Here is a 26,812-nt window from a genome sequence, read left to right as displayed (position 1 = left end):
TGCCCCGTTTTACTGTCAGGGCCGTACGTCGCCTTCCAGAGGCGGCCGTCAGTACATCGGGCAGTCAGTGCATCGCGACCGGCATCTTGACCTCGTCCTCGGCACCCGTGGCGCCCGAGGCGACCGGCGAGGCGCCGGGACGCCCGGTGGTGATGAAGGTCAGCGCGATCGTGGCGGCGACCGCCAGGATGCCGACCGCCCACCAGATGGCGCTGGAGTAGCCCTCCACCATCGCCTGCAGCTCCAGCAGCCTGCGGTTGCTGGAGGTCGCCGCGTGGGCGGCGACATACGCGGTGGTGGCGGAGGCCGCGATGGTGTTCAGCAGCGCCGTACCGATCGCGCCGCCCACCTGCTGCGAGGTGTTCACCATCGCCGAGGCGACGCCCGCGTCCCGCGGCTCGATGCCGTGCGTCGCGAGCGACATGGCCGGCATGAACGCCGTACCCATACCGAGGCCCAGCAGCAGCTGCGCCGGCAGGATCAGACCCGCGTACGAGGAACCCATCTCCAGCTGGGTCAGCAGCAGCATGCCGGTGGCGGCGACCAGGAAGCCGGGGCCCATCAGCAGGCGCGGCGGCACCCGGGTCATCAGGCGAGCGCCAATCTGCGTCGAGCCCGTGATCATGCCCGCGATCATCGGCAGGAAGGCGAAACCGGTCATGACCGGGCTGTATCCCTTCACGACCTGGAGGTAATAGGTCAGGAAGAGGAACAGGCCGAACATCGCGATGATGGCGAGGCCGAGGGAGAGATAGACCCCACCGCGGTTGCGGTCGGCCACCACGCGCAGCGGCAGCAGCGGGGACTTGACCTTCGACTCGACGACGGCGAAGGCCAGCAGCAGCACGGCGGCGCCGACGAAGAGCGAGATGGTCGACGAGTCGGACCAGCCGTTGGACTCGGCGCGGGTGAAGGCGTACACCAGCGAGACCAGGCCCAGCGTGGAGAGCACGACGCCGGGGATGTCCAGCGGGGAGCGGTTGCGGCTGCCCGACGGCTCACGGATCACGAAGTACGCGCCCAGGGCGGCCACGATCGCGAAGGGGACGTTGACGAAGAACGTCCAGCGCCAGTCCAGGTACTCGGTGAGGACGCCACCGAGGATCAGTCCCACAGCGCCACCGCCACCGGCGATGGCCCCGTAGATACCGAAGGCCTTCGCGCGCTCCTTGGCGTCGGTGAACATCACCGCGAGCAGCGACAGCGCGGCCGGCGCGAGCAGCGCGCCGAAGGCGCCCTGGAGCGCCCGGGAGCCGAGCAGCATCGCCTCGCTGGTGGCGGCGCCACCGATGGCGGACGCGGCGGCGAAGCCGAGCAGACCGACGACAAAGGTGCGCTTGCGGCCCCACAGGTCGGCGATACGTCCGCCGAAGAGCAGCAGACCGCCGAAGGCGAGGGCGTAGGCGGTGATGACCCACTGCTTGTTGCCGTCCGATATCCCCAGGTCCTGCTGGGCGGACGGCAGTGCGATATTCACGATCGTCGCGTCGAGCACGACCATCAGCTGGGCGAGGGCAACGAACGCCAGCGCTTTCCAGCGGGTGGGATCGGCCAGCGGGGTGCTCGGATCAGGGAGCGGAGCGTTCGGGTCAGGGAGCCGCGTGTCGGCTGTTTTTGGCATGGAGGTAGCCACCTAAGGGTGCAGAAAGGCGAAAACGTACGTAAGTACAGGCGACGCTGCGTGACTTACGAGGTCATGGAGTCACTGGGGTCATGAAGTCACTGGGGTCACTGGGGCCACGGCGTGACGGAGCGACGGGCAGAAGGAGGTACGAGGCGCCTGGAGGCACCTGGCCGGGCCTGCGCCACGCCGGGCCCTGGCCTGAGCTGGGCCTGGGCCGCGGGGGCGGAGCCGTCGGGCCGAGGCCGTCGGGCGAAGTTCAAGGTTCAGGGGCGCGTCACGGAGCGTCGCGGCGCAGATCCTCCAGGGTCGCGGCCGAGCCGGTCAGTTCGGACCGGGCCGGAGCCTGCAGTCCGTCGAGGAACAGCTGCAGATGCCGGTGGGTGAACCGGTCCATGTTCATACAGCCGGTGCCCGGCAGCGGGCGGGTGAGCTGGGACAGCGCGACCATCAGATCGCCGACGGCGACATCCGTACGCAGTTGTCCCGCCTGGCGTGCCCGCTCCATCAGCCTTTCGATGGCGCCTTCGAGGCGCGACCGCTGGGCGTCCAGATCGGGACGGTCGTGGTCGAACGCACCGGAGAGCATCGGGCAGAGCGCTCCGATCCGCTCGTCGGCCGCCGCGTGCACGAAGCGGCGCAGCGCGGTGAACGGGTCGGGCTCCTCGACAGTAACCCTCTCCGCCTGTTCGGCGGTGCGGTTCATGACGGAGATCACGACTTCGTGGACGAGGGCATGCCGGTCGGGGAAATGCCGGTAGAGCGTGGCATTGCCGATGCCGGCCCGGCGGGCGATCTCGTCGAGCGGGGCCTCGGGGCCGTACTCGACGAACATCTCACGCGCCGCCGCCACGATCCGCTCCCGGTTGCGCAGAGCGTCCGCTCGCGGCCGGGGTACTCGGCGCGCTTCGGGTTCGGCGGCGGTGGTCACGTCATGCCCTTTCCTCGTACATAAGAGGCCTTGGAAGCGATTCCGGTACACGGATCTATAAAACGTCTGTACAACCGGGGACCGCATCCCCGCTTACCGGGGACACAGGTGCAAACGGGGAAGCCATCCCCGGTTATTTCGCGGAGCCAAGTGACCTGGGTCACAAAACCCTGGACCTGGAAGAACCCCCGATCGGCGCACCCAGCGAGCGCCGACACGCCCACGGACGGAGGGTGATCGAACAGAGAGCAGTCAGGACGGCCGGCTGCCGCGAACCCGGAGGCGACCGCATGCAGCAGACGCGTCGCATACGCGGACCCGGTGGCAGTGCCGGAACCCCGAGACACTCCAGAAAGCCGCGACACACGAGCGGGCCCGTCCGGCTCTGCGCGATGGCCGGCCTCACGGCGCTCACGCTCGCCGCCCTGACCACGGCGAGCGGCAATCTCAGCAGCCCCACCCGCGCCTCGCCGGGGCCCTCCGCCACCAGCAGGACCACCGACCTCGCCCCGTGCCGGGTCGCCTCCACCACGCCCGTACAGATGTCGGAGGGCCTGCCCACCGCGCCCGGCTACTCCCGCTCCACCGGCACGGTCCGCGCGCTCAATCTCATGATCGACTTCCCGGACGCGCAGGGGCCCGGGTCGGCGCTCGACCGGCTCGGCGAGTTCTTCCCGAAGACGTCGGACTGGTTCAGGACCAGCTCGTACGGGCGGCTCGACTACCGCCCCGAGGCCCCGCTGACGGACTGGCTGCGGATGCCGCTGAGCTTCGCGGAGTACGGGATAGAGCGCGGGTCACCCTACGAGCCGGGCTATCGGCGGCTCGTCCAGGACATCGTGACCGCCGCCGACCCGGCCGTGGACTTCAGCGCGTACGACCTGGTCAACATCCTGGTCACGCCCAACGCCGGACCCTCCGCGCTGAACACCGTCCTGTCCGTGACCTTCTCCGGCAACCCGGACGCCCCGCACGCGGACGGCGTCCCGCTCTCCAACACGTCCTTCGTCTACAGCCGCCAGGACGACGGCTCGGGGTCGTACTCCGAGACCGGATACCGCGTGCTGCCGCACGAGAACGGTCATATCTTCGGCCTCCCCGACCTCTACACGATGGACGGCGGCAGCGCGGTCGGGCACTGGGACATCATGTCCGAGGACTGGGGCGCCAACAATGATCTGCTGGGCTGGCACAAGTGGAAGCTCGGCTGGCTCGACGACAATCAGATCAGCTGTGCGTCCAAGCCCGGGTTCAGCGAACATCTGCTGGGCCCGCTGGCCAGCTCCGGTGGCTCGAAGATGATCTTCATACCGGTGTCCAAGGAATCGGGATACGCGGTGGAGGTACGGACGCGGGCGGGCAACGACGACGCGGTCTGCGAGCCGGGCGTACTGATCTACCGCGTGGACTCCGCGGTCGACACCGGGCGCGGCCCGATCACGGTCTCGGACAGCGCGAGGGACAGCGGCGGCTGCACGCGGCGGCCGAATGTGCACGCCGAGCTGTCGGACGCGACGTACCGGGCGGGAGAGTGGTTCTACGACAGCGACAACGGGGTCCGGATCTCGGTGCTGTCGAAGGAGCCGGACGGGCACTTCAAGGTACGGGTGACCCGGTCCTGAGGGGGCACCCGCCGCTCTGGTCACCCTTCGTAACCCTTGTACCCTTCTTACCCTTCGCCGCGAGCGCGGAGGACGTACTCCCGTACCGCATCCCGCAGCTCGCGCTTGAGGAGCTTGCCGGTCGGGTTGCGGGGCAGCGGGTCCTCCCGTACGAGCACATGGGCCGGCACCTTGAAGGCGGCCAGGCTCCTGCCGACGTGCGCCCGCAGCTCCTCGGGGTCCGTACCGGCCCCGGGCCTGAGCCGCACGACCGCCGCGACCTCCTCGCCGAGCACGGGATGCGGGACACCGAGCACGGCGGCGTCCACGACGTCCGGGTGGTCGTGGAGTACGGCCTCGACCTCGACGCAGTAGATGTTCTCGCCGCCGCGGACAACCATGTCCTTGATCCGGTCGACGATGCTGACGAGGCCGTCGCGCACGGTCGCGAGGTCGCCGGTCCTGAACCAGCCGTCGGGCGAGAAGGCTTCGGCGTTCGCGGCTTCGTCCCGCCAGTAGCCGCGTACGAGCGACTGGCCGCGCAGCCACAGCTCCCCGACCTCGCCTTCGGGCAGTTCCCGGCCTTCGGGTCCGGCGATCCGTACGTCGACGGCGGGCGCCGGGCGCCCCACACTGCCCGGGAAGGCGCGGTAGTCGGCGCCGAAGTTGGCCAGCACCCCGCCGCTCGTCTCCGTCAGGCCGTAGCCGTTGCGCGGCTCGATGCGTTCGCCGTAACGGGCGGTGAGCCGGCCGACCAGGGCGGGCGGCGCGGCGGCACCGCCAGTGTTGATCATGACGAGGGTGTCCAGCCCGTCACCCTCATGTCCACCCGCACCCTCACGCTCACCGTCATCTGCGGCCGTGGCGGCGTCGAGGAGCTGGAGCGCGGTGGTCGGGACGCCCGCGTAATGCGTCACCCGGTGCTCCCGGATCAGTTCCAGCGCCCGCCCGGCGTCCCACTTCCGCATCAGGACGAGCGTGCCGCCGACGGCCATCGTCGAATAGAAGCTGGTGAACGCCGCGACATGGAAGAAGGGGAACGTCATCAGCGAGACGGGCGCCGGCCCCTGGCCGGGAATCTGCCCCCGCCCGAGGGCGGAGGCCGCGGCGAAGTACCGCGGGTTCATCACGGCCCCGGCCTGCGCGAGATGCGTGGCGACGGCGCCCTTGGGCCGCCCGGTCGTGCCGGACGTATAGATGAGGGTGGCGTCGTCCTCGGCGCGTACCTCGACATCGGGCGGGGCGGCGAAGGGGTCGGGGGCGGGCAGGTCCTCGTACCGCTCGGTCCGCCGGCCCACCTCGCCGTCGTGGTGGAAGACGACGATCCGCACCCGCTCACGCTCGGCCCAGCGGTCGACGAGCGGCAGCCGTTCGCCATCCACGAGCAGGACGCCCGGCGTGCAGTCGTCCAGCGCGTACGTGAACTCGTCCTCGGTCCACCAGGCGTTGAGGGGTACGGCGACCAGCCCGGCCAACTGGGCCGCCCAGAAGGCGATCTGCCACTCGGGGTGATTGCGCATCGCGACGACGGCGCGGTCGCCGGGCCGCAGCCCGTAGACGTCGACCAGGCGGTTGGCCAGCGCGGAGGCGGCGGCGAAGAACTCCCCGTACGTGTACGTCCCGCTCTCGGCGACCAGGAACGGCTGGTCGCCGTACGCCCAGGTCGTCTCCACGAACTCGCGCAGCGTACGGGGCCCGTCCGCGTACAGGAGCGAGCCGTTCTCGTCCCGTACGACGGCGAACGGCGCCCCGGGCGCGGTCAGCGCGGCCGTACGGCCGCCGCTCCGGTCGGCGCTTCGGCCGCCGCTTCGGTCGCCGCTTCGGTCGGTGTCGGTGTGCGGCACGGGCACCTCTCTAAGCGCTTGCTCAGTACGCCATGACGCTATGCCCGCGCCCCACACCCGGTCAACAATGGCCTCAGTCGACCTCCGTCCCGCAGGTGATGTTGAGCGCGGTCGCGGTCATGGACCGGGCACGGTCGGAGGCGGCGAAGGCGGCCACATTCGCCACGTCCTCCAGCGACGCCGCCCGGTTGAGCATCGTCCGCCCCACTGTGTCCTCGACGATGGCCGCTCGCCCCTCGAAGTCCTCGGGAATCGTCTCCACCACCCCGGCGGTCTGCAGGGTCAGCGCCCGAATCCCGTACGGCCCCAGCTCACTGGCCAGCTGCCTGCGCAGCGCTTCGAGCGCCTGGAAGGCGACTTGGAGCCCGCCCAGATGGAAGCCGCGCATGGGATCCCCGTAACCACCGAAAAACAGGATCACGCCCGACCGGCGCGGGATCATATGGCGCGCGGCGGCCCGCGCGGTCAGAAAATTCGTCCGCAGGGCCGTCACGACGGGCTTCTCGAAGTCCGCGACCTCCATCTCGGCGAGCGGGGTGCCCTGCACGTCGTTGTGCGAGATCAGATTGAGCGAGACATCGATCCGGCCGGCCCGCGCGACCACCTCATCGGCATGCGCGTCCACCGCCCGCTCATCGAGCGCGTCCACGATGGCCGTCTCGACGCCCCCACCCTCGTCCCCGATCTCCGACGCCACCTTCTCCAGCGGCCCCGGCGTACGCGCCGCCAGAAACACCCGCGCCCCTTCCCGCGCGAACGTCCGCGCCACGGCACTGCCGATGGCCCCACTGCCGCCATAGATCACGGCCGTCTTGTGCTTGAGCAACATGCCCACTCCCTTCCTCACCCACCCGGGGCCCACGCCCCACCAAAGAACGACCGCCCCCACCCCAAAAACTCATCGCCCCCAGAGCAACGCGCGGCACCGAGGGCAGGTGCTCCGACGCCACGGCACGGCCGGCGCGGGCGCTGTACATGGCAAGACGGTCGCCTGGGTGAGCCGCTTTTCGGGCAGCCGAACCGTCGCGGATGGGTCACCTTCACCGGGCGCTTCAGCGGACGGGTCTACGGAGACACCACGCTTCCAGCGCGCCGAGCGCGACCCGTCAGCGACACCGGCGGGTGTTGAGCCGGGCGGCCTGGCGCGTCAGGTGGTCGCGCTCGGCGAGGTTGGGTGCCTTTTGGGCCGCCTCGGCGTACAGCCGTGCAGCCGTAACCAGGTCGCCGTCGCGCTCGTGAAGGTACGCCGCCACCGCGGTGTGGCGGGGCAGTGAGTCGTCCAGCGGCACGAGCGCCGCCAGGCCGGCGCGCGGTCCGTCGGCCTCGCCGACGGCCACCGCGCGGTTGAGCCGGACGACCGGGCTGTCGGTCAGGCGCGCGAGCTCGTCGTACCACTCGACGATCTGCACCCAGTCGGTCACCTCGGCGGTGGGCGCGTCGGCGTGGAGTGCCGCGATGGCGGCCTGGGCCTGGAACTCGCCCAGCCGGTCGCGGGCGAGGGCCGCCTGCAGGATCTCGACGCCCTCGGCGATCGACTCCGTGTCCCACCGGCCGCGGTCCTGCTCGGCGAGCGGCACCAGGCTGCCGTCGGGCGCGGTCCGGGTGGCACGCCGGGCGTGGTGGAGCAGCATGAGGGCGAGCAGCCCCGCCACCTCGGGGTGGTCGATCGCGGCCGCGAGCTGCCGGGTGAGCCGGATGGCCTCGGCGGCGAGGTCGACGTCGCCGGAGTAGCCCTCGTTGAAGACCAAGTAGAGAACGCGCAGCACGGTGGCAACGGCGCCGGGCTGGTCGAACCGCACGCCGGAGACGGTGCGCTTGGCCCGGCTGATGCGCTGCGCCATGGTCGCCTCGGGCACCAGGTAGGCCTGGGCGATCTGGCGGGTGGTCAGCCCGCCGACGGCGCGCAGCGTGAGCGCGACCGCGGACGACGGCGTCAGCGACGGGTGGGCGCACAGGAAGTAGAGCTGGAGCGTGTCGTCCACCGCGGGCGAGGGCCCGGGCGCCGGCTCCTCGTCGACGAGGTCCTCACGCCGACGGCGGGCGGCGTCCGCCCGGGTCGCGTCGAGGAACCGGCGCCAGGCCACGGTGACCAGCCAGCCCTTCGGGTCCTGCGGCGGCTCGGCCGGCCAGACGCGGGCCGCCTCGACCAGCGCGTCCTGCACGGCGTCCTCGGCCGCCGCGAAGTCGGCTCCGCGGCGGACGAGGATCCCGAGCACGCTCGGCGTGAGGCTCCGGAGCAGGACCTCGTTCACCTGAGAGGTCACTCCGTGATGGTGGGCGGCGCGGTCAGGAACGGGCGCAGCTCGAGCCACTCGTGGATCGGCTTCCCGCCTGCCCCGGGGGCGGCCGACAGGTCCCCGGCCAGCTCGACGGCGCGCTCGTAGCTGTCGACGTCGATCACCATCCAGCCGGCGATGAGGTCCTTGGTCTCGGCGAATGGGCCGTCGGTGACCGGCGGGCGGCCCTCGCCGTCGTACCGGACGAACGTCCCCTCGGGGGCGAGCGCCTGACCGTCGACGAACTCGCCGGTCCCCTCGAGCCGGGCCGCGAAGTCGTGCATGTACTGCATGTGGGCCGAGATCTCCTCCGGCGTCCACTGGTCCATGGGCACGTCGTTTACGGAAGCCGGGGCGCCGCGGTAGTGCTTGAGCAGCAAGTACTTGGCCATCGTGTGTGTCCTCGGTGCTGGTGCGACCCATTTTGGCCGCGTTCACTGCGGGGACGGAGCCAGTCACGGATTCTCGACATCGCCGTCCGAATTTTTTGGCTCGCGTAGATGAGCCTGAGTGAGCCGTCTCGCGGAGCAAGGCATTCCAAGATCAGCAGCGACCAAGCAACCGCATCAAGAAGAGGCCTCGCGTTCGTCACTGTACGTGTGGTCCTGACGCGTTGCGGAGCACTCGGACCGATGAGTTGTTCAGCCTGTGGAGGGCATGCCAATGAAATCCGCCCCACCTCGACGAACGGGGCGACCGCTCATAGCTGGTGCGCGACTGAGCCGAGGCCCGCCCCGAAGCGCCTCCGGCAGCGCAGGTCATCTCGCAGGACGAGCCCCTCGCAGCTGCCCCGTACGGATGGCACCCCACCCGCTACACTGTTTGCGGTGCCTAGCCCTCACGGGCCAAACCACCACAACCCTGTCGTCTGGCTGACCTGCAACCCATCCCCCACTTGGGCCGGGTTTTAGACGCAGCTTCCGACAACTCCCCGCCTTCGTAGCTCAGGGGATAGAGCACCGCTCTCCTAAAGCGGGTGTCGCAGGTTCGAATCCTGCCGAGGGCACAACGCGTTGCCGCTCTGACCTGGGGTTTATCCCCCAGGGAGGCATGTTATTCGGCCTCGGACTCCTCGTCCGGGGCCGTTTGCGTGAGCGGACGGGAAGTTGATCTCCCGAATATCGATGCGCTCCTCGGTCCACACGAGTGTCTTGGGGCGCCTGCCCGCCCCCAACTCGACGTGGGCGGCCGGGTTGAAAGTGATCAACTGCTGCGTGATCGCGGCGTTCAGCGCGGCCCGCAGCGGAGAGCGGACGCGCCGGCGCGTCGCCGGACCGGCGATGCGCCGGTAGGGCTCCATATCTGCGATGGCGGCCTTCGATGAAGGAGACGCAGTGCCGCGCGGGTCGACGAGGGACCGGCCTCGGTGGTCTCATCGACTGCGGCGGGCGTTGAACGGTGCACGCTGAGGTAGCGGCTGACAGCGTCGCTCCCCCAGAACGAATGGGGGTGGCCAGCGGGGTCCAGAACAGCGGCCAAACGTAGGGCCGGGAGCCAAACCAACGGGCTCGCACGCTTGGGCGCCGTTCAAAGACAGGAGGAGAGCCGTAGCAACCTGCTGTCCGTAACCTTCTGTGTCCGCCTGGCGTGGAAACGGGTCATCCAAGCTGGCGGCACTGTGATTGAAGCGGTTCAGGTAGTCGGAGCAGGACACGTCCTCGTTGATCATGTAGGCAGCGGCGTGCGCTGCAAGAGTTCGGAGCCGCTACGTGCCACCGCTCCGGACAGCTCCACCGTGCAGACTTGGAATGAGCACGCAGCCCTCTGGAGGACCCCTGCATGACCACTGCGCCCGCCATCCAACTCCGCACGTTCACCACCCTCGACACGGTTCGCGGCGATCTCGTCGACGTATACGCCGCCGTACGCGCCCCACTGCTCCACCTGTCCACCTGCCGAACTACGCGGTCACCGCGTTCGGTGAACGTCTGGATCGCCACGGCACCGAGCCAGGCTTCGTGGCCGTGCTCGCTTACGCGGACGAGCGGCCGGTCGGCTACGCCTACGGCACCACCATCGAGCACGGTGAACGCTACTGGCAGCGCACCAGCCCGGCGCCGGAGAAGTACACCAAGGGTCCGGCAGTGGCTCTGAGGACCTCGGCGTCCGGCTGGCCCGGCAGAAGACGAGCACTGCCCGCCGTATCCACGACGCCCTCCTCGCCACACGCGACGAGCCGTACGTCACCCTCATGGCCAACCGGGCCGCCGGCGACGGAAAGGTCCGCGCGCCCTACAAGTCTTGGGACGTACGAGGACATCGGGCAGAGCCAGCCGTCACCGGCCTCGCCCGTCCTCACTGTGTCGATCCGCGCCAGCCGCTGACCGGTGGGATGCGCGGCTCTCCGCCCACGCTGAATTAGGTGCACCCCCAGTTCAAGTGCCCGCCACCGGTCCGCCGCCCGGGCGACGACGAGCGACAGAGGCTGGCGTTGGGCGTTGCGTGGAGGCATTGGTGTTGCGGCCACGGCCTGGCTCTGCGGGCGCAGGCACAGAAGGCAATAAAACAGGGGGCGCTGTCGCTGTCGCCGCAAGATCGTTCAGCGTGGCGTTCACCACGGGCCAGCACATGTCGAGTGTGTCGCGGTTCGGGCTGTGTCCTTTCTGTTTCTCCGCCAGGGGATGGACGAGATTCCTGTACTGCCGGATGAGGTCCGAGGTCAGCTTGACGTCGTACTCGATCCATTTGTTGTCGTACGCGAAGTTCAAGAAGTCGTTCAGCCCCATGTTCCGCAACGGTTTCGGCATGGGTAGGCCTGCGACGCGGACCTGAGCGGCATGCGCGAGCACCCCCTCCAAGAGGCTGCCCAGCATGATGACCGCTGACGTGTAGGCGCCGTGCTCATAGCAAGTGCGTGCCTCGTCCAGCCGGAGTTGCACGGTTGCGGCGAGTTCCGGGTCGCTCACCACCTCCATGACGGAGACCTTCAGCTCGACACGCGGCAGCCGCCGTACCTCGTCCTCGAAACCGGCTTCGCAGCGGACAAGGACCGGCTGGCCCCCGTCCTCGCCGATCCGGCGTCCGTCGAGTACAAGTACCTCGCTGAGTCTCTTCAGCACGGCGTGGTACTCCCGCTGCTGGTTGTAGTACTCAAGGCGGTTCGCCAGACGCAGAATTGCGCGCTCAGCGTCGTCCGTGCCGTCCGCCTGCCGCTCCGTGAGGAGTTCCCGGGCCCACTTGTGCCTCGGTGTGCCGTCGTACTCCGGAACGTCGTCCCAGCCCGCCCGCTGGAAGAACGCAGCAATCTTGTGCCCCTTCCGGTAGAGCAGCGGCGTCTCGTCCCCACAGATCAGGTGGGCGATCTCCGTCAGCGTGCTGTCGTCGAAAATCTCGTTCACATCAGACTCCTTCGAGAGAGACGGACGCATCCTCATCGAGCATGGCGTCGAGTTCGTCGGTGGTGAGGTCGGCATCGTCCATCTCGACCGGGGCCCAAGTACTCGCCGATTCGCCCTGGGTCTGCTCGGTGACTCCGGGCCGGATACCCAGAGCGTCAAGGCGCTTCCACAGCGGCGCCAGCGAATCCTCCGGAGACAGGGCGAACTCGCTACTACGTACGCGCCAAAACTGCCAGCCCGCCCGGCGCAGTTCCCGCTCTCGCTCGTAGTCGTCACGGATCTGGTCAGGGGTGGAGTGATACGGGCTGCCGTCGCACTCAACGGCGAGGCGGCCCGTCTCTCCGACGACGACGAGGTCGATGCGTTTGTCGCTGGCTTTCCACTGGGGAACGACGTGGTAGCCGCATTCCTTGATCTTGCGAAAGACCCGCTGCTCAAACAGAGAGTCGAACGGCTCGCATCGCTCGTCGGGTGAAACGCTCGAAAGGCCGGGAGAGGTGCCCTGGAGTTCCGGCGGCGCCTGCATATAGGTGAGCAGCGAGTGGCGCAGGTCCCTGCTGCGCAGCTGGTCCGGCGTGACGGAGGTGAACAGCCACATCTGGTCACGAGCCCGGCTGGCGGCCACATTGAACCGCCTTCCGTCGCCCTGGCCGGTAAGGGCCCGGGTGTTGTCGGCATCGACAACCAGCGAGAGCAGGATGACGTCTCGTTCGTCTCCCTGGAACTGTTCGGCCGTGCCGACACGTATGTTGTGCCGCTCCTGGATCGCGGAGTCGATCCTTGTGTCGATGAGATTCTCCAACAGCCTTGTCTGATGTCCGGAACGGAGCACGATGACTCCGAAACTCCGCTTCTCGTACGCCTCGTCCTGCGCCAGTTCCTGCAACTTGGCGACGATGCGTTCAGCCTCGGGCCTGTTGACCAGCGTCTCTCGCCGTCCTTCGCAGTGGCCTTCATGGACATGGACGACTTCGAGGGGCCGCAGCCGGTCCGCTCCGTACTGCCGCAGGGGCACGAGTTCGTTGTCGGGGTAGAACTGAGCGGAGGACCACTTGATGATCTCTGGCATGCACCGGAAGTGCTCGGTGAGCCGGATCGTCTCGCTGAAGCGCGCGGACAGCAGGTCGTAGAGGTTGGACTTAGGGCTGAGCCCGTCCCGCTGCCAGTCGGTGAGATGGGGCAGGAGTGAGTCGAGGAGTTCGTTGAACCGCTCGTGCTTGCCGCCCGTGTAGAACGGAACGCACTGCTTGTCGTCACCCACGACGATGATTCTCGGAGCGAGCCACAGCAGCATCAGGCCGTCCAGACCGACCTGGCTCGCCTCATCCACGATGACGACGTCGAAGGCGTCCGGCTCGGGATCAATCATTTCGGCCACTTGCCTTATCGGCATGACCCAAGCAGGGACCGCGTCACGCGCATCACGCATCGCGGAACGGGCAGCCTTGAGGTGCCGCTTGCCGAGTGCCGTCATTCCCTTGCCGGCGTTTGCGGTGGCCGACGCGTAGGCACTCAGGGCCTGTTTCTGGCCGGCCGTCATCCGGTCTAGGCAGTGGTACAGCGCTCTATCGGCCGCCAGTTGGGTCACCGTGTTCCGCAACTGCGCCTCGACCGCTTCCAGCTCCCCTTCCAGCCTGGCTTCCCTGCCAGGTATCATCATCGTGTCCTGGAAGGTACGTGCACGCCGCCAAGCCCAGGCGCCGTCCAAGTTTACGAGGCGGGACTCCCAAGCCGCCTCGGTCGGGGATTCTGCGAAGCGCCGGGACAGTTCGGGGTGGTCCTCGGACAGTCGGTCCAGGAGTTTGCGGGCCTCCCGGCGATCGGTATCACGATGGAACGCCTCGGTCAGCGACTCGATCGCGGACATGTACGCCTGCGGATCACGGGCGGTGACGGCTCGGTGGATATCCGCCAGTTCAGCCGCTTTGTGGGCATCGGGCCGCGGCAACTGCTCGGCGATGGACCGGAGCCTCTCCTCCGCCTCACGGGCACGCAACAGCCGTTCCGCACCGTTCGCCGATGTACGGACGTCGTCCCACTGCTGTGCCGTCCGCACCGTGGCCTTGATCCGGGCCTTGAGTAGAACGTCGTGCAGCGTACGGACGGACTGAGTGAACCCGTCCACCGCGCGGAGTGTTGGCACCCGGTCCAACAGCTCCGACAGAGCAACCTCCGTGGAGCCCTCGGCCGCGGGCACGCCGACACTCTGCCAGCGCTCGTTCAGCTGCCGGACGCACTGGCGTGCTGCCAGGTGAGCCACCAATGCGGAGATCTCGTCCGGTGTACTGGGCAGTCGCCCGTCCACTCGGCAACCCTGAAGAAGGGCCTGGGCTTCCTTCTGTACCGCCTTCGGAGCCAGCTTGCGCAGCTTGCCGCCGCCACGCAGGAACTGTTCGAAGTCCCTCCCCGCGGCAATGAGACGTGATTCCTCGGCAAGCGTCACGTCAGGTACGTCGAGCGTGGTGAAGGGGATGCGCCGAAGCACGCTCTGCACTTCCTCGGCGCGGGCGGCTGACCGGCGCACTCCGTCCCACAACTGCTGCCGCTGACCGGCCATTCCATCCCGCAGGGCACGAGTGGTCCATTCGTCCGGCAACCACGCGGCCGGCTCACCTGGCAGCCCCTCGCTCTGAAGTGCGTGTTCCGCCGCGTCCAGAAGTTCTACCAAGGTCGCGATCAAATCGCGGCCCTGATCCGCGAGTTCGAGAGAAAGCGTGTCGGACGACGCATCGGCGCAGGAGCGCACCGCAGTGTCCAGGGCATTGACCTCCTCTTCGAACAACACGGGTGCGACGAAGTCCGCAGGGTCCGGGCAGTGGGCGGCATGCTCTTCCAGCACTCCGGCTCCATGCCGGGACACCAGGCCCAGCAGGCGCTGGGCCTCGTCTTCGCTCAGCGAAGGTTCTCGCGGCGCCGATGCGGGGAGGGCGGGCATCCAGTCGTACTTCGGCGCACCGGCAGCGACGGTCTCCACGATCTCCGCGAGCCGCCCCTCGTAACCGGGAGCCACATCGAGGTGTTCGTACCACTCCGCCTCACGAACGGTGCGGAGTTCGTCACGGAGACGCGCGCGGGTACCCGACAGCGCCGAGCGAAGCGCTTCATGGCCCTTGATTCTTACGTCGAGACGCTCCGTCGACTGGGTGGCACTGAGCTGGGAAAGCGCGCGCACGGACTGTTCCAGATCGCCGCTGCCATCCTCGCGCCGACCGCCCTGGAAGACGCATAGGCTGCGCAACTCGGCGGGCAATTGCTGCCGCAGGACCTTCAGCGCCTGGCTCTTCTCGCTCGTCACGAGCACCCGCTTGCCGTCCGCCAGCAAAGCGCACACGAGATTGGCGATGGTGTGCGTCTTACCCGTGCCAGGCGGTCCTTGAACGACGACGCCGGTGTCGGTCTGAAGGCGCCTCAGCACCTCCCGCTGGGCTTCGTTCGACAGCAGCGGGAACAGCGGGTCGGGGCCGAGAGCAGGGGGCACGTCGCAGCCACCCGCCGTACCCCAAACTCTGCGGTCCTCGGCTCCCAGCTGGTACAACAACTGAGCCAGTCCCAGAGGAGCGATGGCACCAGGTTGGGCAAGGCGGTTCGCGATGCCGTCGTAGAAGTTCACGAGGGCGCCTTGGCCCCGCTGACGGAGAATGATCGCCGGCGCGAACCCGAGCGTGGGCACGGGCAGCGCCGGGTCGGCGGGCGGGCGGCCCCAGCCCGGGTGGAAAGCCACCGCGCGATCGGTACCGAACGCCCTCTCCGACCAGCCACCGAGCACGTCCTGGGAATCACGGGACAGCGGATGGAATCCTTCCGCATCAACACGGTCCCGAAGCAGGCTCAGCAGCCGTGTGCTGTATCCCTCGTCCGCGCCGAGAAACTCGCTGTCCTCCAGCCGCGCGGGGTCGCCGGGCGCGAGAGCGACGGTGATGGCCATATCCGTGGAATCCATGGTGAGTACCAGTGGCGCCGTCAGAATGTGCCGGGCTATACGCGCCGACGGACGTACGGCTCCGATATTCAGGAATCCGGCACCCAGTACAGCCTCGTATTCCTCACCGTCCTGCTGAATCCTGGTCACCATTCGGTACAGCTGCTGATGAAGTTCCCGGTACGGCCGGTCAAGGCGCTCTTTTTCCGACCACTTGCGCCACACGTCGAGCCATCGCGAGTAGGCGCGCAGCACGTCGTGTGCTTCCTCCCGGCGGATCTCGGAGACCTCGAACAGATCTCCGTTCTCGTCCTCCTCCCAGCCCTGCCCCGGACCGGACTCGGCCAGCGGCGGCACTTCGGGCGTCGCGATGGCGGCCGCCTCGGGATCGACCCACCCTGCCAGCACCTCGGACAGGACGGGAGCTGGCCTCGGCGGCCGGTGCGGCACCTTGAGCAGCAGTCGATCGCCGTCCGGGTGCCGCCGCAGTTTGTCGTCCGGCAGGCCAGAGAGCCAGAGGACCTCCGGATACTTCTGACAGTCCCGCACCGGCTTGTACGACCCGCGAACAATTTCGCGCATGTATTCGATAAGTTGGCGCGCGCGGTGGACCGCCTCTGGATTGTTCGCACGAAGTGCAGAGTGAAGAGACACCTATCCCCCAGGTCTTGGCTCGACGGAAAGCCTTCCAGGATGTGGGAGAGAAACGGTGCCATCAATAGGGACCGGCGAGTAACGACGTGAACAAGCCGCATTCCACGAAAGTTGGCCGTAACCCAGCCAATCGTTAGCCTCGATTGTTCAGAGGTGATTGCTGCTGGGTGAGGCGATTGGTTCGCCCCGGTTTGTTCCGGCGGCGCCGGTCGGGGCCGCCGCGTGTCGCTGCGGCCGGCGCCGGGGTTCCATGACTCCCCGGGGCGGTTCAGATCGACCGATTCTGCTGAATACCCTGGGCAACCTCTGCATGAGTGACGGGCACGACCCAGAGAGGCCCGGCAGCAAGCCCCGGCGCCGCCCTGTCATGTATGCGCAATGCGTGAGCGGTCGTTCCGGCATGTGGTGTCACGAGCGGGATGGATGGTTGGAGTCGGTGGCCGACGCCGCCGATGACGAAACCGGAGCCGCAATGCGCCGCTTTGGCTTCCCGCCCGAGGAGTACCCACCGTTCGTCGGGATCTGTGAGATCCGCCCAGTGCTCTTCTCCGCGGTCTCTGCCTGCTTCGACGACCGCGACCCGGATGTACGTGGTGCAGCCATCGCCGCCTGTATTCCGATGCTGGACGATCCGCGCCTGCACCGTCACCGGAAGGCGCTGGTGCCGCTGTTGCGGGAGACACTGGCCGTGAGCACGCTGTGGCAGTACCAGGAGCGGGCCATCGAAGCCCTTGCCGCATGGGGCGAGGACACCTCGGGCCTGGAAGTCCGACGGGAAGCCTTCGAGGTGTGCGACGCACCGAACGACACCTCGTCGGCTGCTGGTTGGGTCTTGTCGCCGAGTGACGCGGCCGATCTCCCGTTCTGACCGGCGCAATTCACGCCCCCGACGGGCCATGGAAACCGCCTCACCACGACGAGGCAGTAAAGCGGGCTTTCACACCCCTGGCCACCTGGCACGCGTCAGGCACACATCACGCGACGGCGTCCTCCAGCGAAGCCACTGCCTTGGCCAACTGCTTGGCGCGGCGCTTGTGCACCTTCTCGGACACGGCGTCGAGGGGATCCGGGTGAGACGTGCACCAGCCCAAGGTCGAGCGCCCGTCCAGGCGCGAGGGTTGGTGTGAGGGGCAAGGGGGTGGGGCGTACAACTGTTTGGGGGGGTCGGGGGTCCTTTTGGCATCGGGCTGCACCTTGGTGTCGGTTCGATCCATTGAATCGGGTGCCTGATGGGCATCCCGCATGCCGCAGGAGAAGAAGACACGCATGCAGCAGCTCCTTCGCACCACCTTCGCCACCAGTGCCGCGGCCGCTCTCGTCGGGGGGCTGCTTCTTGCCGGGGCGGGCAGTGTCGCTGCCGCGCCTTCGGGGTTGTCGGGTGACTTCAACGGGGACGGCTATCGCGATGTCGCGATAGCAGCGCCCACCGGGAAGGTCGACGGCAAGACGGGGGCCGGGTATGTCGCCGTCGTGTACGGGACCAAGAGCGGGCTCGACACGTCCAAGCGGACTCTCATCAGTCAGGCCACCGCCGGCATTCCGGGGGTTCCGGAGGCGAGTGACTACTTCGGGGACCGTCTCACCACCGGCGACCTCGACGGGGACGGCTACACCGACCTGGTGGTCGGCGTGCACGCCGAACGTATTGGGAGTACGGACTCCTTCGGCACCATCACCGTCGTCTGGGGCGGCGCGAGCGGGCTCAAGGCGGCCGTGGACCTCGCGGCGCCGCTGCCCGAGTACCGGAACGAGTTCGGCTGGGACGTCGCCGCCGGTGACTTCGACGGGGACGGCCGCACCGACCTGGCCGCCGTCAACCTCGCCTTCCCCGAGCTGAACATCTTCAAGGGGCCGGTCTCCCGGGCCGGCAAGGCGGCGGGTCTCGTCGGCATCGACACGTGGGACGAGACCGGCATCAACGCGGACAAGATCGTCGCGGGGAACGTCAACGGGGACGGTGCGACCGACCTCCTGGTCATGGGGCAGCAGGAGAGCGGCAACGCGTACGCCACCCGCAGCGTCCTCTACAAGGGCGGCACGACCGGTCTCAAGGCGTCGGGCAAGGTCGCCGGCGGGTATGCGGCGACCATCGGCGACGTCGACAAGGACGGTTACGGCGACATCATCACCGGCAACTTCATGGAGAAGTCCGCCACCGAGCCGAACGGCGGCCCCGGCGGCGCGGTGACGGTGACGTACGGCAGCGCCGCGGGCCTGTCCACCCGCACTCCGGTCCGTATCACCCAGGACACCGCCTCGGTCCCCGGCTCCGCCGAGAAGGGTGACCAATTCGGATGGAGCCTGTCCGCGGGTGACACCAACGGCGACGGCTATGCCGATGTCGCCGTCGGTGTGTCGGGCGAGGCCCTCGGGAGTAAGACGGCGGCCGGTACGGTCACCGTGCTGCGCGGCTCCGCCAAGGGGCTGACCGGCACCGGCTCGGTGAGCTACTCGCAGGACACGGCGGGGGTGCCCGGCACCGCGGAGGCCCGCGATCAGTTCGGCGGCTCCGTGAAGCTCACGGACAGCAACAAGGACGGCCGCGCGGAACTGGTGGCCGGTGCCTTCGCCGAGAACAGCGGCGCGGGTTCGGTCTGGCTCTTCAAGGCGGGCGCGAGCGGTATCACCCCCACCGGTTCGACGTCGTTCGGCGCCGCCACGGTCGGCGGGCCCTCCGGTCTGTCGTACTTCGGCGATGTCCTCGCCGGCTGACCTGCGGGAAGCCGACAGCGGCGCACCCGCGCCTCCACCCGCTCGGCGCGGTCGCGGTTGACCTTGTCCCAGGGGCAGAGCGCACCGTCGGGTCACCGGGCCGGAAGCGGCCCGGTGACGGAGGATGGGACCTCGTGGAACTACTCACGATCGGTGCGTTCGCGGCGCGGTCGCGGCTCTCGCCCAAGGCGCTGCGGCTGTACGACCGGCTCGGCCTGCTCGCCCCCGCCCAGGTCGACGCGGTCACCGGCTATCGCTGGTACCGCGAGGACCAGGTGGAACGGGCCAGGCTGGTCGCGCTGTTGCGGCAGCTCGACATGCCGCTCGCCCGGATCGCCGAGGTGGTCGCACTGCCCGGTCAGCAGGCCGCGGACGAAGTGGCCGCGTACTGGGCGGGCATCGAGGAGCGCCACGCGACGCAGAGCGCGGTGGCCGGCCATCTCCGTGACCGACTGTCGGGCAGGAGAACCCATATGTACGAGATCAGGACCGTGGACGTACCGGAGCAGGCCGTCCTGGCGGAGCGCAGGCATCTGCTCGCCCACGAACTGCCCCGCTGGATCCCGGCCGCCTTCGACCGCCTGGTGAAGGCCGCCGGGGAGTGCGGGGGTGTCGCGGGAATCCCGTTCGTCGCGTATTACGCGGAGGTGAGCCCGGACAGCGACGGGCCCGCGGAGGCCTGCGTACCGGTCGGGGACGTACGGGCCGCGGAGACACACGCGGCGGCGAGCGGCCGTACGACAACGCTGCGCATCGAGCCGGCGCAGCGCCTGGCGTACGCACGCATCACCAAGGCGCAGGTGGCGCACCCGCAGATCCTCTCGGCCTTCGAGGCGGTGGAGGAGTGGGTCGCCCAGCAGGGCCTGACGATCAGCGGCCCGTGCCGCGAGATCTACTTCGCCGACTGGGACGCGGCGTCGGCGTCGGACGAGGTCTGCGACATCGCGTTCCCGGTGAGCTGACGGACCCGGGGCGGGCGGCGGGACGGCGGAACGCCGGCGCGAGTCCGTCGGGGGCCGGAAGGCCCGGCGGGCCGGAAGGGCCGGGGGCCGGATCCGTACCGGCGGGCCCCCACGCGGGCCGCCGTCAGCGTAGTTCTTCCGGGCAGGCCGTTCCGCGTGGCAGTTGGTACGGCGCGGCCAGCCGGTATACGCCGGGGCGGGGCGCCAGCAGTTCCGTCCACTCGTCGCCGTCCGCGTTCTCCCCGGCCTTCATCAGACAGCCGTTGGGGTTGGTGAAGACCTTGGGGCCGTCCTCGTCCGCCTGGGACGCCTCTGTCTCCTGCGGCGGCACGACGCTGCTGCCCTCCTCGTCGACCAGCCCGAGCCAGGGGGAGTACGGGATCCGGATCAGCACCCGCCCCGCCGACTTCACGTGGATCGTCAGCTCGCCGGCGCCCGCCCGGTCCACCGTCGCCGGCGGGTCGGCCAGCGGCATCGGGTCGTCTACGGCGAAGAGCTGCCAGTTCTCGTCGCCCCAGACGAGCTCCAGATAGGGCTGGCCCCGCTGGACGAGCGCCGCCTCAAGACCGGCGCCCGAGTCGGGCCTGCCCTTGGGGAGCACGACATAGTGCACGGCCCAGCGGTCCAGCCAGCCGCGGTAGTTGTCGGAGTTCAGGGTGTCGTCGTAGAAGAGCGGATTGAGCTCCATGTCCGCCTGCCGGTTCCAGCCACGGGCGAGGTTGACGTACGGCGCGAGCGCGGACGCCTCGCGGTGGCTGCTGGCCGGAACCACCTCGACCCGGCCCTTCTCCGCACCGGCCCGCTGCAACTGGTGGACGAGCGGCGCCAGCTCGCGGGTCCAGGACGCGGTGGGCGCCGTCCGCACGATGTCGTCGACGCCCTTGAAGGCTATCCAGAAGTTGAGCCCGGCGAAGGCCAGGACCAGGGCGTACCAGCGGCGTGAGCGCGGGGCCGCGTACGGCAGCGCCGCGAGCAGCACCACACCCGCGGTGATCATCGCGAACCGGGACACATTCGACCCGATCTGCGAGTCGATCACGTAGGTCAGCAGCACCCCGACGCCGTAGACCGCCGCGGCGACGCGGACCGTACGCCAGTCCGCGGGTACGAGTACGAACACCAGCACCGCGAAGAGGAACGGCAGCGCGGCCGTGCCCACCGACATCGGCTGCGTCCCCGAGAAGGGGAACAGCCAGGCCGAGAGCGCCACGACCAGGGCCGGGGCGAGGCCGAGCGCATAGGCCCCCGGCCGCCGCTTGTTGAGGAAGAGCGCCGCCGCGACGACACCGAGGAAGAGCCCGGCCACCGGGCTCGCGGCGGTCGCGAGACCGGCGAGCGGGGCGGCCGCGACGGCCTTGGCCCAGCGTTTCGTACGCCAGCGGTACGGCCAGCAGAACACCGCCGCCACCGCGCCCAGCGCGAACATCACGCCGAGGCCGAACGTCACGCGCCCCGACAGGGCGTTGCAGAGGTACGCGAAGACCCCGGCGAAGGAGCAGGCCAGCGGGTTACGGACGGCCCGGACGCGGACCAGGATCAGCGCGGTCAGGGCGGCGGACACGGTGCCGACGATCATCATCGTCGTACGGACGCCGAGGACGGACATCAGATACGGCGAGACCACGCTGTACGAGACCGGGTGCATCCCGCCGTACCAGGCCAGGTTGTACGCGGAGTCGGGGTGCCGGCCGACGAACTCCGCCCAGGCGTCCTGGGCCGCGATGTCGCCGCCGCTGTTGGCGAAGAAGAAGAACCACAGCAGGTGCACGGCCGCGGCGACCACGGCGGTGAACAGGACGGGGTGGCTCCGTATGCGGGCCCATGGGCCGCTGCCGGGCTCCGGCCCGGTCCCGCCCCCGGTCTCGTCCCCGTTCGCCGTCTCGCCCTCGGTCTCAGCCCCGGTGTCAGGTGCGGGCTCCGCGCGGCGTGGTGGTACGAGCCCCGATATTCGCCCCCGGCCGGGGGGCTGCCCCGAAGGGGTGGTGGCGCCGTCGTCGGCGCGCGTCGGCTCAGCGGTGGTCAATCCGGCTCCCCACGTCTTCCCGTCTCACCGTCCGTCTGCCCGGTGTTCCGACCCCTCCGACATGTTCAAGGACGCCGTCCCCGCGTCCGGCGGTTGCTCGGGCAGCCCGCCGGGCTGTGCCTGTCGGATGCCGTTTCGGGACGCTAGCACGTGGCCACGGCCGAGGAGGGCGCCGGAGTCGGCGCCCTCCTCGGACCTGCGGTCCTGCTGACGCGGGTCAGCCGACGGGCCGGACGCCGGTCAGCTGACGGGCCGGACGCCGGTCAGCTGACGCGGGTCAGCTTCGCGCCGAAGCCGGGCTCGGCCAGGTCACGCTGGAGCGCGACCGGGGCGGAGACCTCGCCGGTGCCGCTGCCGACGGTCAGCTCACCGACCACCGTGCCCGCCTCCGCGGAGTGCGAAATCTGCTCGCCGCCCTCGCCACCGCCCTCGACCTCGCCGATGTTGAGCTTCACCTTGAAGCCGGCCCAGCCGACCGCCTTGAGCTCCTTGGTCGCGACGACCGGGGTACGGCCGCCGAGTCCGTCGTCGACGTAACCGACGACCTCGCCCTTCTTGACCACCGTGGCGGAGGTGACGCCCTCCTGGGCGGCCTGGATCAGCTTGAGGCTGTTGTCGATCGCGAGCTTCAGCTTCTCCGACAGCTGGTCGGCCTGCTGAGCGCCCATCACCATGCCGATGATCCGGCGCGACTTCCCGTCGACGATGGTGTCGGCGGTCCAGAGCAGATTGCCGCCCGCCGGGGTCGAGGAGCCGGTCTTGATCCCGCTCACCCCCGGCTCCAGCAGGATCAGGTTGTTGTTGTAGATCGTCGGCTCGACGCCCGGGATCTGAATCTGGGGCGTGTTCACGATGTCGCGGAAGATGTCGTTCTGCATGACGGCCTTGCCCAGTTTGAGCTGGTCGGCGGCGGTGGACACGGTCGAGGACTCGAGACCGCTCGGGTCCGTGTACGTCGTGTTCGTCATGCCGAGGTCCTCGGCGGCGGCGTTCATCTTCTCGACGAAGGCCTTCTCGGACGTGGCGTCCCAGCGGGCGAGCAGACGGGCCGCGTTGTTCCCCGAGGGGATCATCAGCAGCTGGAGCATCTGCTTCAGGGTGTACTCCTGGCCCTCCTTGATGGGCGCGGTCGACTCGTCGGGGCGGTTGGACTCCTCGCCCGCCCGCTTGTCGACCTGGATCGCCGGCCCCACCTGCTTGCCGGTGATCGGGTGTTCCTTGAGGATCACGTACGCGGTCATCGCCTTCGCGACGCTCGCGATCGGGGCGGGCTTCTGCTCGCCGTACATGCCGATGGTGCCGACGCCCTCGACCTCCACGGCGCCCTGGCCCTCGCTGGGCCACGGCATGGCGAGCTTTCCGCCCTCGAAGGTGTACGTCGGCTCGGCGGACAGCTGCAGCGCGGGTGCGGGCAGCGGACGCACGGCCTGGGCGACCGCGAAGACGACCAGCAGGATCAGGACCAGCGGCGTCCAGATCTTGAAGCGCCTGACGACCGTACGGACCGGGGTCTGCCGCGGGGGCGGCGTGTTCGTCAGCTCGGCGAGCAGATCGAGCGGCGGCCTGGGCGGCATCGGCTGCTGCCGGGTGCGCTCGGCCTCGGGCAGCGGGGCGGTCGCGGCGGGCGCCGCCGGTGCGGACGTGGACGCCGCCGGCTTCGTACCGCCGGGCCGTACGTCGTCCCTGCGCAGCGGCACGAACGTACTGGTCCGCTCGGCCGGCGACTCGCGCTTCTCCTCGCCGGGCAGCGGGGGCACCTTGAGCGTGGTGGTGGGCTGATCCACGGGCGGCCGCTTGAGGGCCTTGAAGACGGCGGTCGGCTGATCCACCTGGGGACGGCCACGATCGCCGCTCTCAGGGCCTTCGGAGCCCTCTGAGGCGTCCTTCCGCGCGGCGGGGCCGCTGCCGTCCGCCGTGACCTTGCCGGACTCGTCGTCCGCCGAGGAGTCCGCCGGGGGGGCCGCCGGTGCCGTACGGCTGCGCCCGGACCCTTCCGAGGCCACGTCCGAGGAGGTGTCCGGGGCGGTGTCCGAAGAGGTGTTCGGGGCGGTGTCCGAAGCGGTGTCCGACGACGGCTTCTCGCCGGTACGGTCCGCGTCCGCGTCCTCTGTGTCCCCTGCGTGCTTCGCGTCGGAGTCGGCGGCCACGGCCCAAGAAGGGGTCCTGCCGGCCTTGCCGTTCTTGTCGGCCTTGCCGTTCTTGTCGGCCTTGTCGGCCTTGACCTCAGCCTTGGCTTCGACCTTGGCCTCGGCCTCCGAGTCGGCCTCGTCCGTGCCGCTCGGCGCGTCCATGTCGTTGGCGGTGTCGCTCTCCGCGTCGCTCTTCGTGTCGCTCTCGGTGGACTCGGGGGACTCCGGCTGCGCAGTTATACGCCCGGCGCCCGACCCACCGGACGCCTCGGTCTTCTCCGACCCGTCCCCGGAATCGTCCCCGGAGACGACCTCGGAATCGACCGCCGGATTTGCTGGTGCGACCTTCGTCGACCCCGATGCCCCGGCCGACGGCTCACGGAATACCGCGAGCCGCGGGTCACGTTCGCCCGGAGTCGTCTCCCCCGGCGACTTCTGCTGCTCCGACTTGCCGGGGGACTCGCCCGCCACCGCGTCTCCTTCATGTCTCATACAACGCACCGCACTGTCCGAACCATCTATCAGTGTCCTGCTCTGGGACCTCGGCCCACGTGCTAGACGAGAACGACATACATAACGGTTCCCGCACAAAGCACCCAGGCACTCTCGACAGACCAATGTGAGAGGGGTCACCCTGTCATTCATCCACGCGGGGAGGCATGGATGGGCAGGAGCCGCAGAACAATTCCGGAGGAGCTTCTGTTGCTCGCTCTGGACCCGACCACGGGTACCACAGCGCAGCCGCAGTCGCTCGACCTCGGCCTGGCCGGAGCACAGCTAGTAGAGCTGGCTCTGGCGGGACGGATAGCCCCTGACGGGGATCGTATCGCCGTGGTGATGCCACGGCCGACCGGAGATCCAACTCTGGACTCCGCACTGGAACTGCTGCGCAGACGCGGCAGCCCGGTTCGGGCCGTCCACTGGATTGGCGGACCCCGACTCGGGCTGCGCCAGACCTATCTCTCGCATCTGGAGCGATGCGGCATGGTGCATGCCGTGGCGGGCCAGATGTGCGGAGTACTGCCGACGACTCGCTATCAGGCGACGGAGACGGCGATCAGCCGGGAGATCAAGTCCCGGCTGGACAGTGCGATCCGCACCGGCGTACCGCCGGACCCGCGGACCGCGGCGCTCGCCGCGCTGGCCCACGCGGTCGGACTCGGCAAGCACCTTTACCCCGGCAACGAGGGGCGCTCCTCGCGCTCCCGGCTCCGGGACCTGATCAGACACGACCCCATGGGCGGTCTCGTGGCGCACGCCGTGATGGACGTTCAGAACGGTGTGGGCGTGCAGCAGCGCCGTAACCCGGCTCAGGGCGCCCCCAGCGCTCCGGCGGGCGCACGACAGCCTGGGGGCGTGCCGATGCAGCCGCACCGCGGCAGCATGGCGCGTGTCGCGGCGCACTGACCGACCGGAGAACCGCTCGACCGCACCACGCACCACCGCATCACGCTTCACGGCACACGCAGGACGGCACCACACAGCAATCCGCCGCACCGTCGTCCCCAGACCGGTTCGGGAGCCGCACAAGACGCGCGGGGCAGCCTGGCTTCATCGGCTGCCCCGCGCGCCGTGTATCGGCCCGCGAACGGCCCGCGGACCGCCCGCGGACGGCCCTGGGCGACAGGCCGGCCGACCGGGTCCGCCGCCCGGCGCGCACACCGGAGCACGGCCGGAGCGCGGACCGGCGCATTTGTCTCTGTTGTCTCTGTCGCCATTTCCCAGCGCAGTTGGGACCATTGGTGGCAGTCTGCTGAGCAGTAGATACGCACAGCTACGCAGCCGGAGGTGCAGTTTCCGTGGCGTCCAACGTCAACCCCACCGTCAGGCGACGCCGATTGGGACAGGAGTTGCGCCGGCTTCGCGAGCTCAAAGGCATGACGGCCGAAGATGTGGCGGAACGCCTGCTGGTCTCCCAGTCGAAGATCAGCCGCCTGGAGAACGGCCGGCGCTCCATCAACCAGCGCGATGTCCGCGACCTGTGCGGGGTGTACGAGGTCGAGGACCACCGGGTCGTGGACTCGCTGATGCAAATGGCCAAGGACTCCCGCCAGCAGGGCTGGTGGCACGCCTTCGGCGATATTCCGTACAGCGTCTACATCGGCCTGGAGACGGACGCGGCCTCGCTGCGGGTGTACGAGCCCCAGGTCGTCCCCGGCCTGCTCCAGACCCGCGCGTACGCGGACGCGCTGATCAACGGCGCGCTGCCGGAAGCCACCCCGCCCGAGGTCGAGAAGCGCGTCGGGGTACGGCTCCGCCGCCAGGACCGGGTCACCTCGGCCGAGAACCCGCTGCGGCTCTGGGCCGTGGTGGACGAGGCCGCGCTGCGCCGGGTCGTCGGCGACCGCCGGCTGATGCTGGAGCAGTTGGAGCATCTCGTCGAGCAGTCGCAGCGCCCGCATGTGACCGTGCAGGTGCTGCCTTTCGAGATGGGCGCGCACCCCGGGATCACCGGGCACTACGCGGTTCTTGAATTCCCGGACGCCTCGGACTCCAGTGTGGTCTATATCGAGGGCGTGACGAGCGATCTTTATCTGGAGAAGGCCAACGACGTGCAGCGGTACAGCGTGATGTACGAACATCTGCGCGCCCAGGCCCTGAATGTGGAGCAGACCCGGCAGTTCATCGCCGAAATCGCCAAGGACTACGCCCGCTAAGGCGCCGAGCCGCGCCCAACGGCTGCCGCATTGGCCCGAATTGCCGATTACATCCAATTTCCCGCCGGGGGGCGAGGGCACGCTACACCTCAACTACCCCGGCGCGGAAGGCTCCTCAGGAGAACGTCATCCAGATGGGTGAAGG

Annotated in this window: 17 protein-coding genes, 1 tRNA gene and 2 pseudogenes; 8 read left to right on the top strand and 12 right to left on the bottom strand. The window is 69.1% G+C overall.

Annotated elements, in window-relative coordinates:
* Positions 1–64 precede the first annotated feature (64 nt).
* Positions 65–1,621 (bottom strand): MFS transporter, encoded by a 1,557-nt coding sequence (locus ACZ6MZ_RS14640; protein WP_389790601.1) that lies wholly within the window; start codon positions 1,619–1,621, stop codon positions 65–67.
* A 277-nt stretch (positions 1,622–1,898) separates the two neighbouring features.
* Entirely contained in the window at positions 1,899–2,552 is a 654-nt protein-coding gene (locus tag ACZ6MZ_RS14635) for a TetR/AcrR family transcriptional regulator (protein ID WP_389790602.1), read from the bottom strand.
* 290 nt (positions 2,553–2,842) lie between these two features.
* On the opposite strand from ACZ6MZ_RS14635, the gene ACZ6MZ_RS14630 reads away from it, so the two are divergent.
* A complete protein-coding gene (locus ACZ6MZ_RS14630) occupies positions 2,843–4,174 on the top strand; it encodes a M6 family metalloprotease domain-containing protein (RefSeq protein WP_469352040.1) in 1,332 nt (443 codons plus the stop codon).
* Between the two features lie 47 nt (positions 4,175–4,221).
* On the opposite strand, the gene ACZ6MZ_RS14625 is transcribed toward ACZ6MZ_RS14630, so the two are convergent.
* From ACZ6MZ_RS14625 to ACZ6MZ_RS14610, 4 genes are all read right to left on the bottom strand, one after another.
* The gene (locus ACZ6MZ_RS14625) at positions 4,222–5,997 is read right to left on the bottom strand and encodes a class I adenylate-forming enzyme family protein (RefSeq protein WP_469352038.1); all 1,776 of its coding nucleotides are present in this window, start codon (positions 5,995–5,997) and stop codon (positions 4,222–4,224) included.
* A gap of 73 nt (positions 5,998–6,070) precedes the next feature.
* Positions 6,071–6,826 carry an SDR family NAD(P)-dependent oxidoreductase gene (locus ACZ6MZ_RS14620; protein ID WP_389790605.1) on the bottom strand — a complete coding sequence of 252 codons (756 nt, stop codon included), beginning with the start codon at positions 6,824–6,826 and terminating at the stop codon, positions 6,071–6,073.
* A 277-nt stretch (positions 6,827–7,103) separates the two neighbouring features.
* Positions 7,104–8,249: an RNA polymerase sigma factor gene (locus ACZ6MZ_RS14615; RefSeq protein ID WP_469352356.1), complete on the bottom strand. Its 1,146-nt coding sequence runs from the start codon at positions 8,247–8,249 to the stop codon at positions 7,104–7,106.
* A gap of 8 nt (positions 8,250–8,257) precedes the next feature.
* Positions 8,258–8,665: a YciI family protein gene (locus tag ACZ6MZ_RS14610; protein ID WP_469352036.1), complete on the bottom strand. Its 408-nt coding sequence runs from the start codon at positions 8,663–8,665 to the stop codon at positions 8,258–8,260.
* Between the two features lie 541 nt (positions 8,666–9,206).
* Here ACZ6MZ_RS14610 and ACZ6MZ_RS14605 point away from each other — a divergent pair.
* Positions 9,207–9,279 (top strand) — tRNA-Arg (locus ACZ6MZ_RS14605).
* A 117-nt stretch (positions 9,280–9,396) separates the two neighbouring features.
* Here ACZ6MZ_RS14605 and ACZ6MZ_RS14600 read toward each other — a convergent pair.
* A pseudogene (locus ACZ6MZ_RS14600) lies at positions 9,397–9,591 on the bottom strand (site-specific integrase); the annotation flags it as partial.
* 461 nt (positions 9,592–10,052) lie between these two features.
* Here ACZ6MZ_RS14600 and ACZ6MZ_RS14595 point away from each other — a divergent pair.
* A pseudogene (locus ACZ6MZ_RS14595) lies at positions 10,053–10,597 on the top strand (GNAT family N-acetyltransferase).
* A 51-nt stretch (positions 10,598–10,648) separates the two neighbouring features.
* Here the strand turns inward: ACZ6MZ_RS14595 and ACZ6MZ_RS14590 are convergent.
* Positions 10,649–11,611, bottom strand: coding sequence for a hypothetical protein (locus ACZ6MZ_RS14590; RefSeq protein WP_469352034.1), 963 nt, complete (start codon positions 11,609–11,611; stop codon positions 10,649–10,651).
* A gap of 1 nt (position 11,612) precedes the next feature.
* Complete coding sequence (locus ACZ6MZ_RS14585; RefSeq protein ID WP_469352033.1) at positions 11,613–16,112, bottom strand: AAA domain-containing protein; 4,500 nt, start codon at positions 16,110–16,112, stop codon at positions 11,613–11,615.
* 508 nt (positions 16,113–16,620) lie between these two features.
* Here ACZ6MZ_RS14585 and ACZ6MZ_RS14580 point away from each other — a divergent pair.
* Positions 16,621–17,052 carry a hypothetical protein gene (locus ACZ6MZ_RS14580; protein WP_469352032.1) on the top strand — a complete coding sequence of 144 codons (432 nt, stop codon included), beginning with the start codon at positions 16,621–16,623 and terminating at the stop codon, positions 17,050–17,052.
* A gap of 106 nt (positions 17,053–17,158) precedes the next feature.
* Here the strand turns inward: ACZ6MZ_RS14580 and ACZ6MZ_RS14575 are convergent, their stop codons facing one another.
* Positions 17,159–17,452 (bottom strand): hypothetical protein, encoded by a 294-nt coding sequence (locus tag ACZ6MZ_RS14575; RefSeq protein WP_469352030.1) that lies wholly within the window; start codon positions 17,450–17,452, stop codon positions 17,159–17,161.
* Between ACZ6MZ_RS14575 and ACZ6MZ_RS14570 the strand changes: the two genes are divergently transcribed.
* Both ACZ6MZ_RS14570 and ACZ6MZ_RS14565 read left to right on the top strand, forming a co-directional pair.
* Complete coding sequence (locus ACZ6MZ_RS14570; RefSeq protein ID WP_469352029.1) at positions 17,451–18,896, top strand: FG-GAP-like repeat-containing protein; 1,446 nt, start codon at positions 17,451–17,453, stop codon at positions 18,894–18,896. The genes ACZ6MZ_RS14575 and ACZ6MZ_RS14570 overlap by 2 nt on opposite strands.
* A gap of 134 nt (positions 18,897–19,030) precedes the next feature.
* Complete coding sequence (locus ACZ6MZ_RS14565) at positions 19,031–19,858, top strand: MerR family transcriptional regulator (protein WP_469352027.1); 828 nt, start codon at positions 19,031–19,033, stop codon at positions 19,856–19,858.
* Positions 19,859–19,982: 124 nt separating this feature from the next.
* Here the strand turns inward: ACZ6MZ_RS14565 and ACZ6MZ_RS14560 are convergent, their stop codons facing one another.
* Positions 19,983–21,671, bottom strand: a complete 1,689-nt coding sequence (locus ACZ6MZ_RS14560) for an MFS transporter (RefSeq protein WP_469352355.1) — start codon at positions 21,669–21,671, stop codon at positions 19,983–19,985.
* A 473-nt stretch (positions 21,672–22,144) separates the two neighbouring features.
* A complete protein-coding gene (locus ACZ6MZ_RS14555; protein WP_469352025.1) occupies positions 22,145–24,502 on the bottom strand; it encodes a D-alanyl-D-alanine carboxypeptidase family protein in 2,358 nt (785 codons plus the stop codon).
* A gap of 171 nt (positions 24,503–24,673) precedes the next feature.
* Here ACZ6MZ_RS14555 and ACZ6MZ_RS14550 point away from each other — a divergent pair, with 171 nt between their 5' ends.
* Together ACZ6MZ_RS14550 and ACZ6MZ_RS14545 are read left to right on the top strand one after the other, a co-directional pair.
* On the top strand, positions 24,674–25,417 hold the full coding sequence (locus tag ACZ6MZ_RS14550) for a GOLPH3/VPS74 family protein (RefSeq protein WP_384178935.1): 744 nt from the start codon (positions 24,674–24,676) through the stop codon (positions 25,415–25,417).
* Positions 25,418–25,809: 392 nt separating this feature from the next.
* Positions 25,810–26,667 (top strand): helix-turn-helix domain-containing protein, encoded by an 858-nt coding sequence (locus tag ACZ6MZ_RS14545; protein ID WP_469352024.1) that lies wholly within the window; start codon positions 25,810–25,812, stop codon positions 26,665–26,667.
* The last annotated feature ends 145 nt before the right edge of the window (positions 26,668–26,812 follow it).

It is taken from the genome of Streptomyces sp. NPDC042201, from assembly GCF_055582185.1.
This window is presented reverse-complemented; position numbering and strand designations above follow the sequence as displayed.